Origin of the sequence: Prochlorococcus marinus XMU1408, from assembly GCF_003208055.1 — a bacterium.
Taxonomy (GTDB): Bacteria; Cyanobacteriota; Cyanobacteriia; order PCC-6307; family Cyanobiaceae; genus Prochlorococcus_B; species Prochlorococcus_B marinus_A.
The window spans coordinates 393,454-406,294 of the sequence record NZ_QJUE01000002.1; the positions used below are offsets into that span (position 1 = coordinate 393,454).

Annotated in this window: 14 protein-coding genes; 6 read left to right on the forward strand and 8 right to left on the reverse strand. The window is 33.5% G+C overall.

Going from position 1 to position 12,841, the window contains the following annotated elements:
* The first annotated feature begins 27 nt into the window (after positions 1–27).
* A complete protein-coding gene (locus DNJ73_RS03585; protein ID WP_158466341.1) occupies positions 28–771 on the forward strand; it encodes a TIGR00297 family protein in 744 nt (247 codons plus the stop codon).
* 4 nt (positions 772–775) lie between these two features.
* Here DNJ73_RS03585 and DNJ73_RS03590 read toward each other — a convergent pair whose 3' ends face one another.
* Genes DNJ73_RS03590 through DNJ73_RS03610 form a run of 5 tightly spaced genes read right to left on the reverse strand, consistent with a single transcriptional unit; the run spans position 776 to position 5,846 of the window.
* The gene (locus DNJ73_RS03590; protein WP_158466342.1) at positions 776–1,423 is read right to left on the reverse strand and encodes a GDSL-type esterase/lipase family protein; all 648 of its coding nucleotides are present in this window, start codon (positions 1,421–1,423) and stop codon (positions 776–778) included.
* A 24-nt stretch (positions 1,424–1,447) separates the two neighbouring features.
* Complete coding sequence (locus DNJ73_RS03595; protein WP_158466343.1) at positions 1,448–2,998, reverse strand: PhnE/PtxC family ABC transporter permease; 1,551 nt, start codon at positions 2,996–2,998, stop codon at positions 1,448–1,450.
* A gap of 6 nt (positions 2,999–3,004) precedes the next feature.
* Positions 3,005–3,739 (reverse strand): ATP-binding cassette domain-containing protein, encoded by a 735-nt coding sequence (locus DNJ73_RS03600; protein ID WP_158466344.1) that lies wholly within the window; start codon positions 3,737–3,739, stop codon positions 3,005–3,007.
* Complete coding sequence (locus tag DNJ73_RS03605) at positions 3,736–4,647, reverse strand: putative selenate ABC transporter substrate-binding protein (RefSeq protein ID WP_158466345.1); 912 nt, start codon at positions 4,645–4,647, stop codon at positions 3,736–3,738. The genes DNJ73_RS03600 and DNJ73_RS03605 overlap by 4 nt, the downstream gene beginning before the upstream one ends.
* 20 nt (positions 4,648–4,667) lie before the next feature.
* Complete coding sequence (locus DNJ73_RS03610) at positions 4,668–5,846, reverse strand: pyridoxal phosphate-dependent aminotransferase (RefSeq protein ID WP_158466346.1); 1,179 nt, start codon at positions 5,844–5,846, stop codon at positions 4,668–4,670.
* 91 nt (positions 5,847–5,937) lie between these two features.
* Between DNJ73_RS03610 and DNJ73_RS03615 the strand changes: the two genes are divergently transcribed.
* The 4 genes from DNJ73_RS03615 (at position 5,938) to DNJ73_RS03630 (ending at position 9,551) form a co-directional block, all read left to right on the forward strand.
* Positions 5,938–6,351 (forward strand): lactoylglutathione lyase, encoded by a 414-nt coding sequence (locus DNJ73_RS03615; RefSeq protein ID WP_158466347.1) that lies wholly within the window; start codon positions 5,938–5,940, stop codon positions 6,349–6,351.
* The gene (locus tag DNJ73_RS03620; protein WP_374027157.1) at positions 6,348–6,911 is read left to right on the forward strand and encodes a uracil-DNA glycosylase; all 564 of its coding nucleotides are present in this window, start codon (positions 6,348–6,350) and stop codon (positions 6,909–6,911) included. Before DNJ73_RS03615 ends, DNJ73_RS03620 begins: the two co-directional genes overlap by 4 nt.
* A gap of 76 nt (positions 6,912–6,987) precedes the next feature.
* The gene (gene ispG / locus DNJ73_RS03625) at positions 6,988–8,187 is read left to right on the forward strand and encodes a (E)-4-hydroxy-3-methylbut-2-enyl-diphosphate synthase (protein WP_374027158.1); all 1,200 of its coding nucleotides are present in this window, start codon (positions 6,988–6,990) and stop codon (positions 8,185–8,187) included.
* Positions 8,188–8,243: 56 nt separating this feature from the next.
* Entirely contained in the window at positions 8,244–9,551 is a 1,308-nt protein-coding gene (locus DNJ73_RS03630; protein ID WP_158466349.1) for a S41 family peptidase, read from the forward strand.
* Here DNJ73_RS03630 and DNJ73_RS03635 read toward each other — a convergent pair whose 3' ends face one another.
* Both DNJ73_RS03635 and nadA read right to left on the reverse strand, forming a co-directional pair.
* Entirely contained in the window at positions 9,552–10,109 is a 558-nt protein-coding gene (locus tag DNJ73_RS03635) for a DUF1543 domain-containing protein (RefSeq protein WP_158466350.1), read from the reverse strand.
* Between the two features lie 9 nt (positions 10,110–10,118).
* Positions 10,119–11,090 (reverse strand): quinolinate synthase NadA, encoded by a 972-nt coding sequence (gene nadA, locus DNJ73_RS03640; protein WP_158466351.1) that lies wholly within the window; start codon positions 11,088–11,090, stop codon positions 10,119–10,121.
* 62 nt (positions 11,091–11,152) lie between these two features.
* Here nadA and DNJ73_RS03645 point away from each other — a divergent pair, with 62 nt between their 5' ends.
* Positions 11,153–11,989, forward strand: coding sequence for a TIGR04168 family protein (locus tag DNJ73_RS03645; RefSeq protein WP_158466352.1), 837 nt, complete (start codon positions 11,153–11,155; stop codon positions 11,987–11,989).
* A gap of 42 nt (positions 11,990–12,031) precedes the next feature.
* On the opposite strand, the gene DNJ73_RS03650 is transcribed toward DNJ73_RS03645, so the two are convergent.
* Positions 12,032–12,835 carry a TPM domain-containing protein gene (locus DNJ73_RS03650; protein WP_187152545.1) on the reverse strand — a complete coding sequence of 268 codons (804 nt, stop codon included), beginning with the start codon at positions 12,833–12,835 and terminating at the stop codon, positions 12,032–12,034.
* Positions 12,836–12,841 lie beyond the last annotated feature (6 nt).

Sequence of the window (12,841 nt, forward strand, 5' to 3'; positions counted from 1 at the left end):
TAGAAATAGGCATGCTGATTAGCAACGATGGCTAACTTCTCTTTCTTTAACAGTATTTGGATTAATGCTTTTTTGATTAATTTCTTGTTGATATTTTTGGGACATAGGCTTCCATTTTTAACTAAGAAAGGTTGGATTCATGCTGGAATACTTGGAACACTTTTATTAGGATCTATTGGTTGGAATGGTTGGATATCAGTCTGTGTATATCTCTTGTTGGGAACTTTAGTTACAAAAATTGGATACAAAAATAAAGCTTCCCGAGGGATTGCTGAAGCCAGAGGTGGTCAACGTGGCCCTGAAAATGTATGGGGGTCTGCAGCAACAGGTTGCTCACTCGCTTTATTAAGTTGTCTTTGGCCGAATTTTTTAAATTTATTTATGGTAGGTTTTGCTTCTAGTTTCAGTGCAAAACTTTCCGATACTTTTTCAAGTGAAATTGGCAAAAGATTTGGTAAAAGAACTTTTCTAATTACGACTTTAAAGCCAGTATCACCAGGAACAGAGGGGGCAATAAGCATAGAAGGTTCGATGGCTGGTTTGTTAGGAAGTTTTATAATGACTGGCTTTATGCTTAATCTATCAATTATTTCTGGACTATCTGTTGCTTTTATAGTCTTCTTATCTGGCTATTTAGCCACTTTTTTGGAAAGTTATATTGGGGCAGTGGTGCAAAATAAGATTGATTGGATGACTAATGAATTAGTTAACTCTATCCAGACATCTATAGCCGCTATTATTTCTATCTTTTTATATTTGAATTTAATTTAAATATTTATTTTAAATCAGCCCAATTCTTTAATGCTGTCCATTCATTAATTTGTTCATAAATCCATTTATGACCCTTAGTATTCAGATGTATTCCATCTGATGAGAGTAATTCTTTAAATGATAATAAGTTGATCATTTTTTCATGGATAGATAAAAATGGGACATTTAATTCTAAGCAAGTTTCTTCAATTTTATTTTCATACTTAGAACAAGCTTTATTTGAATACCAAAGACATTCTGCAAAAGGCATTGAGTCTTCATTAACAGGTGTTAACCCAAGAACCATTATATGCACTTCATTCTTGATTTCGTTTACTAATTGTTTTAAGCCAAATTTAAAAGCATCTTCGGAAAGTTGTGGTCTGCCATCTTTTCTTCCAATTCTAGCTGTATCATTTAATCCAATTGATAGCAAAATACCTTCAGGAACTTTTCTCCTTAACTCTCCCCTTGTTGCCCACTCATTCTTTAATCTTATAGCAACTTTCTCTAATCCATCTCCTCTTACTCCAAGAGAATAAATGATAGGGGCACCGTCTAAATTTAACCAGTTTTGTCTTAATCTCTCAGACCATCCACCTCCCTCTCGATCTCCCCATCCGTAAACCCCACTATCTCCAATTATGATTAATTTTTTCTGATATTTATTCATAAGTCGATATGTTGAATAAAATAACTAACTAATGAAATTGTTGGTTGAATTCTTTAACCAATAATTTTGAGAAGTGTTAAATAAAAATTCTCCTGACATTGTTAATAAAGAGAAAGTAGTAGTTATTATAATGACTTGTGCCCAATCGAATGAGCTTAGTGATTCCTGTAATTGCCACCCTAATCCTACTCCTCCAACCGCACCTATAATTGCTGTTTCCTTTAGGATTACGTCACTTCTATATGCTCCATAAGCTAAGTAACTATTACTTTGGGGAGCTAATATTCCATAAAGTGTTGCTGATTTCTTGCTAGAACCATTGTTTTTAATTGCTCGATAAATACTTTTTTCTTGATTTAGTATGTTATCTGTAAGTAATCTTCCCATGACACCCATATGTGTAATTCCTAGTGATAATGCTGCTACAGATATATTAGGATTAGTAAAAAGAAGAATAAGTATAGTGGTCAATGGAGGAGGTATCAATCTAAAGAAGATCCAAATAAGATTTTGCACTTCTAGAGGGAATTTACCTGGGAATAATACTAATAAAAGTGGAGGTGTCCCTATTGCAATCCCAGATGCGAGAAAAGTTATTAAAATTGTTGTGATGATTAGTTTAAACAGAGGTAAGGTGTTAAATCCATTTCTTATCTCTACGAATGAAGGTAAATTTAAATACGAAAAGCTTAATGGAGTAAATATCTCAAAATTTAGCTTATAAAGCCAACTAATACCTAACGATAGAGATAGTGAAAATATTGAGATTGAAATTAAGAAAGACTTTTTCAAACTAATATTTTCAGATAAATAACTTCTTAAAAATCTTATAAATTTCTCTAATAAAATCATTACTAACCAAAGCATCCACAAACAAGTCCACATTTCATTGAATTCAAAGGATTTTAAAGTTAAATATAGTTCTGTTCCTATACCTCCTAATCCAAATATTCCAAGTAATGTTACACCTCTAATTGCACATTCAAATCTGTAACTTCCATATGTAGATACGATAGGTATTAACTTTGGTAGTAGAATAGTTATAAATGAGATCATAAAATTAGATCCAGTTTGCTTAATTGCTTTTAGAGGTTGTATGTCAAAACTATCTAGTTGCTCAGAAATTACTCTTGCTGTTAAGGCTGAATAGGGAATGACTATAGATATAATTGCCACCCAAATATTCAAACCTAAAATTTGTATAAATAGCAAGCCCCAGACTACTTCATGTATTGATCTTGGAATTGCTAATGAGTATTTTATTAATTTACCTAAATAAGAAAATTTAGGAATACTTTTCCAAAATAAATCTGTAGATAGTACACCTAAAAGAATTCCAATAAGCATACTTATAACCCAGCTAGTTAAAGCAGTAGCAATTGTTATTTGAAGTCCTTCCCATGCGCTTTTAACTACTTCTTGATTGAACGATGGTTTTATTGCTGAGCTTATGAATTGAAATATGATATTTAGACCCCCAATATGAAATCCTTTTATGATTTCTATTAGAATGGGAATGTAGGCTATTGATGGGATTAATGTTAATAAAGTTGATACTGGTTTTATTAATTTCATTATGAATTAAAATAGCCAATCAAACTCTGATTGATTAATATTATGAATTTCTCTATCTATTGCAATCTCTCCATCTTTTAACCCAATAACTCTATTGAAATTATTTATTAAATATATTTGGTGGAGACTTATAAGTATGGTCTCAGGGATTTTAATTCTATGATAATTTTTTTGATTAACAAATAAATTTAAGATATTTGTTGATAATAGAGGGTCTAAATTTGAGAAAGGTTCGTCTCCAAGAAGAATCTCTGGCTCTTGTCTTAAAAGACGTGCAATTGCTATTCTTTTTTTTTGCCCACCAGAAAGTTTATTTATATTGGAATAAATAGTTTTTTTAGGCAGAGAGACTGCTGCCAGGCATTCTTGGCATAAACCTTTTTCTAAAACTCCTAGGAGATTTTTTAAAGCCCATATAAAATTGTGTTTACCTAGTGCACCGCAGTTTATATTCTGAGCGACATTTAGCTCTTCTATTAAAGATAAATCCTGCCATATAGTTCCTATTTTTGTCGACTCAATATTTGAGATATTGTTAATGTTAGAACCTTTCCATATTACATCCCCTTCGTTTGGGATTAGTGATCCATTCGCGATCGAGATTAATGTACTTTTGCCAGAGCCACTCTTGCCAATAAGCGCTATCTTCTCACCTTGATGTATTGTTAAATTAATATCTTTTACTCTAATACTTTCTTTACTACTATGGTTTATATTCTTTAATTCTAGTAACTTATTCACTTAATCTTTCCAATTTCTCTAGCTACCTTTTCTATTTTATTATAATTCTCATTTTTTGATATTATAAATTTCTTTGCGCTAAATAATTCGAGAATTTGTTTTTGTTTTTTTGACTTTTCATTGAAACGTAAAAATACTTTTGTAAGCTCTTTCGTAAAACCTTTTTTGAACTTTTTATCTAGGTTTCCTTGAGCAAGCCAATGATAATTATGATAAGAAGGAGTCTTCCAAATCACAAAGACTTTTGAGGGGTCCACGCGTCCTCTCTCAAGATTTCTCTTCCATACTTCTTCGCTAAGAGCACCTGCCTCATATGAACCACTTTGCACAAGCATTAATGTTGCATCGTGGCTACCACTAAAGCCTGGGCTTGCACCTTTGAAATCTTTAAGTTGAACACCTGCTTTGTTTAAAAAATATTGTGGCATCAATCTTCCTGATGTTGAACTTTCAGAGCCAAAAGTAAAACGCTTGCCTTTTAGTGTTTTTAAGTCATTTATGTTATTTATTTTTTGGATTGAACTTTTCTTGTTTGCAATAAAAATACTATGGAATTTTTCATCAATATCTCTTTGTGCTATTACCTTGGATCCTTTGGTTTGAAGTCTTGCTTGTAAACCCGTTAAAGCACCGAACCATACCAAATCTAAATTCCCGGTCCTAAAAGCTGTTACAGCTGCAGCATAATTAGTAACTGGTTTATAACGGACTTGAATATTGAGCTGCTCGCTTAATTCTGAGGATAATACTTTATATAGACGATTCAGGTGCTCTGGGTTTTGATCTGGTATCGCCCCAATGCGAAGTATTTCCTCTGCTTTTAATGAACCAATATTAGATAAATTAAATATTGATAAGAGAGCAATAGTTATTTTCATGAATTTGATTGCTCTTGGTGCTTGATGCATTTTTTTTTAATTTAAAAAATCTAAAAATCATTTAAAAATGTTTCTAACCTATCAACCCCATCGTTGATCATTTGATTTGAGGATGCATATGAAATTCTTATACATTTGTCATCTCCGAAAGCAATCCCTGGAACTATTGCTAGGCCAACCTTTTCTAGTGCCAATTTACAGAAAGTTATTGAATCGATATCCTCTAGATTAATTTCTGGGAAAACATAGAAAGCTCCAGTAGGAGGGACAAAAGAAATATTTTTTATTTTTTTTAGTCTTTCTGTTATCAATAACCTCCTTTTGTTATAAATTGCTGCCATTTCATGAACGCAATCTTTTGAACCCTGAAGTGCGGCAATAGCTCCTTTTTGAGCAAAACTACATACATTGCTTGTACTTTGACTTTGTAAAGCAATGGCTTTCTTTATTACCTCTGTATTTCCTGTTAGGTATCCAATCCTCCAGCCAGTCATTGCCCAAGCCTTGGCAAAACCGTTGACTGTGAAAATTCTATTTTTTAAATCTGGTGCTATTTTTGCGAAACTGTGATGAACTTGATTTGGAGAAATAAGAAATTCATAAATTTCATCACTCATTAAAAAAATTCTTGGGTGTCTTCTTAAAAACTCAGAAATAGTATTCATTTCTTGCTCGGTTAAAATGCAGCCTGTTGGATTACTTGGAGAGTTAATAATTAATAACCTTGTTTTTTCAGTTACGTTTTCTTCTAGAGAATTGATATCTATTTTGAAATTATCTTTAGTTGAGGATTTAATTTTAATTGGCTTGGCACCAGCTAAAAGAGTTATCTCTGGATAACTAAGCCAATATGGCGCGGGTATGAGGACTTCATCTCCAGGATTCAAAACTACTTGAAATAAATTGTATATTGCTTGTTTTCCTCCATTAGTTACTAAAACATTATCTATTTTTGTTGGGACTTTATTTATATCTGATTGTTTTTGCGCAATGGCTTCTCTTAATTCAGGATCTCCAGCGGCAGGCCCATAACGAGTTTTCCCGTCTTTTAATGCTTTTAGAGTTGCATCGATAATAAATTCAGGGGTATCGAAGTCAGGTTCCCCTGCGCTTAAACTACAAATATTTTTACCCTCTGCTTTCAAAGCTTTAGCTTTTGCGCTGATCTCAAGAGTTAGAGAAGGTTTTATGGAGAGAGCTCTTATAGATATCTGTGATTTGTCAGTCATCTTCGAAGCATAACTTCAAAATGTTTTTCTTAGATTCACTTTTAAAGTGAAGTGACCTAATTACAAATTTACTACTTAATCTGATACTTGCATGCCTTTGATGAACATAAATTTTGTAATTGATTCAGAAAACCCTAAAGATTTGTCTTGTTTTTATGCCAAAATCAATTCTGACAAGGCAAAAAAAGGTTTTAACTCAAATCATTATTTTATTTCATTAAGCAGTCGATCTAAAATACATTTTTATCGTTCTAATAAAAATCGTGATTACCAAAGGGAAGGAAACATAACTTCGTTATGTTTTCAAGGTGAACCTTCTAAAGATCCAGGTCAAATTATTGAAAGGTGGACGTCTGAGATATTAAAAATAGGAGGAAGAGTGATGGGAAAATCTAAATTAGCAAAGTTTGGATCTGAGCAATGGATGCTTGATCCAGAAGGTAATCAATTCTTGATTTTGGTACCTTATCTTTCGAATGGTTCTGATATGGATGCTCTGATGTGACAAAAAAAATAAGTCCAGCAAAAGAATTTGAAGAAGGTTTTGTTTTCTTTAATTCTACAAAAAAAATTGTTGTAGCAAGGGGAAACCCCCAAGCCCAGTTAATGATTATTGGAGAAGCCCCAGGAGCAAAGGAAGATGAAATAGGAAAACCTTTTGTCGGAAGGTCTGGAAAATTACTTGATAAATTGCTTCAAAATGTCGGGATTGATATCAACCAAGATGTTTATTTTTGCAACGTGGTCAAATGTAGACCTCCTAAAAATAGACGTCCAACTAAAACTGAAATCAAAGAAAATCTTCCCTGGTTGTACCAACAAATAAAACTTGTAAATCCATTAGTTATAGTTCTTGTTGGAGCAACAGCATTAGAAGCGATTTTAAAAATTAAGTCTCCAATAAGCATTCTTAGGGGGAAATGGATTAATTGGGAGGAAAGACTCGTTATGCCTGTTTTTCATCCATCTTATTTACTTAGGAATCCATCAAAAGAGGAAGGTACTCCGATGAGTTTAACTAAATTGGATTTTTTGAAAATTAAGGAAAAAATTGATTTTTTATAATAGCCCTTAAATATGTCATTCTTATTTATTAAAGAGGCTCAATTGTTAACTCATGATTGCGACCCTGAAAAAGAATATGGAAGAAAATTATCTTTCTCAGCGATATAGCACCAGGATTATCCGTAGAGATACTAGACCAGTAATGGTTGGAGATATTGGAATCGGTGGGGATAATCCAGTTCGTGTTCAGTCAATGATTAATGAAGACACGATGGATGTTGAGGCTTCTACAGCTGCAATAAGGCGATTACATGAAGTTGGATGCGAAATTGTCAGATTAACTGTTCCAACTCTCGCAAGTGCAAAAGCGGTTGGGGAAATCAAGAAACTTCTCGCAAGCACTTATAAGCCTGTTCCGCTAGTAGCTGATGTTCATCACAATGGCATGAAAATTGCTTTAGAAGTTGCAAAGCATGTAGACAAAGTTCGTATTAATCCAGGATTATTTGTTTTTGAAAGACCTGATCCTAATAGAACTGAGTTTAGTAAAGAGGAAATAGATGCAATTAAAGAGAAGATTATTCTAAAATTCGAACCAATAGTTAATACTTTAAAAGAGCAAAATAAGGCACTTAGAATAGGAGTTAATCATGGATCATTAGCAGAAAGAATGTTATTTGCATATGGAGATACACCTTTTGGGATGGTTGAATCAGCTATGGAATTCATTCGAATTTGTGATTCATTAGACTTTCATAATATTATAGTTTCAATGAAAGCTTCCAGGCCCCCTGTAATGCTTGCTGCTTATAGAATGATGGCAGATAAAATGGATAAGGAGGGATTTAATTATCCTCTACATCTTGGCGTTACTGAAGCTGGTGATGGCGATTATGGAAGAATTAAAAGTACTGCTGGCATTGGAACATTATTATCAGAAGGGATTGGAGATACAATAAGAGTCTCTCTTACAGAGGCCCCTGAGAAGGAAATACCGGTTGCTTATTCAATTTTGCAAGCAGTTGGATTGAGAAAAACTATGGTTGAATATATTAGTTGTCCTAGCTGTGGCAGAACATTATTTAACTTAGAAGAAGTTGTGGCGAAAGTTAGAGACGCTACTATTCATTTAACCGGACTTGATATTGCAGTCATGGGTTGTATTGTTAATGGACCTGGAGAGATGGCTGATGCAGATTACGGTTATGTAGGGAAAGGTGTAGGAACCATTGCTCTTTATAGAAATAGAGATGAGATCAAAAGAGTACCTGAGGAAGAAGGAGTTCAAGCATTGGTTGATTTAATTAAAGAGGATGGTAAATGGGTGGACCCATAAACTATAGAAAATAAATTTTAGTTGCTTTGTTATTTGAAAAAACTTATTTAATAATCATGTTGAAGGGATTCTTTAAAGTATGCTTATCAATTGCTGCTTTTTCTTCACCATCTTTTTCTTTTCCAGCTAATTCTTCTACTTTAGTAACTGATAATCCAAAGGAGATTATTGATCAAGTATGGCAGATAATATATCGTGATTTTTTGGATTACTCAGGAAAATATAAGAAAGAGGATTGGATTAAATTAAGGAAGCAAATATTGTCAACTAAATATTTTGAAAATAGTGAAGCATACGAAGCCATAAAAGATATGTTAGCAAAACTAGATGATCCTTATACAAGATTTTTAGATCCTAAAGAATTCAATGAAATGCGAATAGATACAACTGGCGAATTAATGGGAGTAGGTATTCAAATTTCTCTAGATGAAGTTACAAATGAAATTGTTGTTGTATCTCCTATAGAAGGAACACCAGCCTTTTTTGCAGGTATTAAACCTAACGATACAATTGTATCTATTGATGGTAAACCAACAGAAAATTTTAGTATAGACCAGACAGTGAAACTTATTCGCGGTGAGAAGGGAACGAAGGTTGAACTAGGTATAATTAGAGATAATAAGTTTTTAAAAATATCATTAATAAGAGATAGAATCGAAATCAATGTAGTTGATAGTCGAATAAATAATACAAGTTTAGGAGCCAAAATTGCTTATCTAAGGTTAAAACAATTTAATGCAAAGTCTCCAAAAGAAATGAGTTTGTCGATTAATAAATTAGAAAAACAAAACCCTTTTGGTTATGTATTAGACCTTAGAAGTAATCCTGGAGGGTTGTTGGAGGCAAGTATAGAGATAGCTAGGCAATGGATTAATACAGGAACAATTGTTAGTACTCAAACAAAAGATGGAATTACTGATATAAGAAAAGCAAAGAGTAGGGCGTTGACTACTCGACCCGTTGTTGTCTTAATAGATGAGGGATCTGCTAGTGCTAGTGAAATCCTTTCAGGAGCAATTAAAGATAATAAAAGAGGCTTATTGGTTGGGAAAAAGACTTTTGGAAAAGGGCTTGTTCAGTCTGTAAGATCTCTTTCTGATGGATCAGGGTTGACAGTTACTGTCGCAAAATATTTAACACCTAATGGAAAAGATATTAATAAAAATGGGATAGAACCTGATATCAAAGTAGATCTTTTATTAGATGATAAAGTAAAATTAACTAATTCAGACCTTGGAACTTTAAAGGATAGTCAATATGTAGAAGCTGAAAATATTTTGCTTAGAAAATATAAATCCGATAGAAATAATAATAATTCTTATAATCCTAACAAAGCTAACATAAATTATGCATTGAAAAGATAGCTAATACTTATCAATTCTCATATATCCATACCAGTCTGGTATAAGTTCTTCACTTCTTTTCTCAGGGTCATTAATTAGCTCTATTTCCCAATTGTTTATTCTTTTAATAGAATGTATATCATCAACCTTCTCGAAATTATTAATTCCTGAGCAATCGTCATTATGCTTAAGTTTAAGATCTGATTCCCAATATTTTTTTGCTTTCTTTTTTGCATCTATAGCTTTTTTTGCTACTACTAAGATGAATTTATGCTCTTCATACATCTTTTTTGGACAATAGCCACCTAAATTGATAAACCAAAGAAGTTCATTCTCTTTTTTGTTATTAATTGACATATCTTTATTAGATTTAGATACGCTTATTTTGTATCCATCAACGTATTGTATTCGCTTGTAACTATCTATATGCAGTCCTTTTCTTCTCCCGAACCATTGTTCCCTAAGCTCAGGGAAAGTATCTTCTATTGATTCACCTAAAACCCATCTCACATCGTGCAACTCTATATTACTTTTTAAACTTCTTCCCCCTAATACAACAATAAAGAGGGATAAATTCATCTTATAAAATTAATTGCTCATATCCAGCATTTTTTTCATTGGCTTATATGCCATTGATCTGATTTCTTCATCCATTTTTAACTCTGGAGTCATATCTTTTAGACATTTATATACTTTCTCTAAGGTATTCATTCTCATATAAGGACATTCATTGCAACTACAACCATCAATTCCAGGTACTTCTAAATATGTCTTTAATGGATCTTTTAATCTCATTTGGTGTATTATTCCTGGCTCAGTAAGCACGATAAATTTATCGTTTGGACTATCTTGTGTGTAATTTAGTAATTTGCTTGTTGAGCCTATGAAATTAGCTAAATCTAAAAGGTTTTCTTGACATTCAGGATGAGCAATTACTTCAGCAGTTGGATTCTTGATTTTTAGTTTTATTAGAGATTCTTCATTAAAAGTTTCATGAACAAGACATCTTCCAGGCCATAAAGTTAATTTTCTTCCACTTTGACGTTCAACCCACCTACCTAGATTCCTATCTGGTGAAAATAATATTGGTAGATCTTTGGGTAATTTCTTTACAAGATCAACTGCATTACTGCTTGTACAAATTAGGTCACTTTTTGCTTTGACTGCGGCACTGCAATTTATATAGCTGATAGCAAAATGATCGGGATGTTTATCTAGGAATTTTTGGAAGTCATCAGCTTGGCAATCGTCGGCGAGTGTGCATCCAGCATCAAAATCAGGGAGAAGGACAGTTTTCTTTGGGCATAAGATCTTTGCTGTCTCAGCCATAAAATGAACTCCGCAAAAAACAATCACATCAGCATTTGTTTCCGAAGCTTTTCTGGATAACTCAAGAGAATCCCCAATAAAATCTGCAATATCTTGAATTGCTGGTTCTTGGTAGTAATGAGCAAGAATTATTGCATTTCTTTTTTCTCGCAAAAAATTGATCTCATCAGTGAGATTTTTGCGTTTATTTGAGACTGATGTATCAGTCTCGTAATAGGAAACAGTGGTAATTAGTTTCCAAGTGAACGTGTTGGGGCAGTATAGAGGTTAATTTCCAAAAAAATCTGTCAGTTATCCGAATTGCTATTGCTGGGGATCTACATGGCTCATGGAGTCAGGAAGATTTAGATTTGCTTTCGGAACTAAATCCTGATGGAATTTTATTTGTTGGGGACTTGTCAGATGGTGATTTGAGAATTGCTAGAGCAATAAGTAAAATCTCTATTCCCACGTCAGTAATACTTGGGAATCATGATAGAGGACAAGACAGATCTGGCGATATTTTAAGAGCTCAATTGGATTTGCTAGGAGAAAAGAATTGTTCATGGAATTTATCAAAATGGAATTTGAATGAACTGTCTGTTGTTGGCGCCAGACCTTGCAGTGCTGGTGGAGGATTCTTTTTGGCACCCGAGGTTAAGGAGGTGTTTGGTGAGGTGAGTCTTAATGAATCTGTTCTCCGGATTGTTTCTGCCGCCAAGTCAGCCCCATTAGATTTCCCTTTATTAATCCTTGCTCATTCAGGCCCAGTTGGTCTTGGCTCAGAGTCTTCTAGCCCTTGTGGCAGAGATTGGAAATTGCCGTCTATGGATTGGGGAGACAAAGATCTTGGAATTGCAATTGATCAAATTCGTAAATTTAGGATTCCAGAGTTAGTTGTTTTTGGTCATACTCATCATCAGTTGCGAATTGGTGGGAATAGAACAAGAAAAACTTTTGCTCAAGATCTATGGGGAACTTCGTATTTAAATGCAGCTTGTGTTCCTAGAAGAGGTATTGATTCTGCAGGTGAGAATTTGTGTCATTTCTCCTGGATTGAGTTTTCAAATGGCAAGCTTATTCATGCATCTCACAGATGGTTCAGGAATGATGCTTCAATCGCTTATAAAGAAATTTTATTAAATAAGTAATTTACTTAATAAAATTTATAAGATCTTAAAGTTAAATGGAAATTACTTTTGTTCATTTAAACCAGGATCCTTAAATTTTCTTTCTGCGATTAAATAAGCACCTATAGCAGAGCCGATAAATCCCAAAATATTTCTCATTAAGGGAAGTAATTCATTAGTTCTTGTTACAACAGGAGCAATGCCAAAAATTCCAAATAACATTATCCAAAGAGGGGAAAGGAGCAATAGCCAACCTATTGAAAACGATTCATTACCTTTTCTTGGTGATGCAGCAAAACCAGCAATAATTCCTCCTAATAAAGATGTTAATAATGTCCATTGCCATTGTTCCTGAGGTAAACCTGGGACAACTTCACACCCTCCTCGATCTAAACAAGTTTCTACAGCGTTTATTGAAGCTAAGATTGAACCATCTTCTCCATTATCCCTTACATAAAATTGGTTACCAAATCGTGTTTGTAATTCTACCCAAAAGATTCTGGGCATTAATGCAAAATATGCATCACCAACATTAAAACTAAGTAAGTTTCCTCCCCTAGGATCTGCAACTATAAGCAAACTTGTTTCATCAAGATCCCAATAGTCTTTGACTGCTAAACCAGGAGTTTTTTCATATTGCGATAGTACCCTTATTTTCCAACCTGTTTGCTTTTCGTAGGAATTTAGAGAGCTTTCCAAATCTAATCGTTGCTTCTCACTTAGAGTTTTTGCAAGATCGATTATTGGTGTTTGTTCTTTAGGTAATAGATCGGGATTATCGTAAGCAAATGTCTTCCCCTCCATGGAAAGTATTATTAAAAGTCCTAGAGAAAAAATTATGGCTTTCTTAATTAATTGTTTGAGCATGAACTT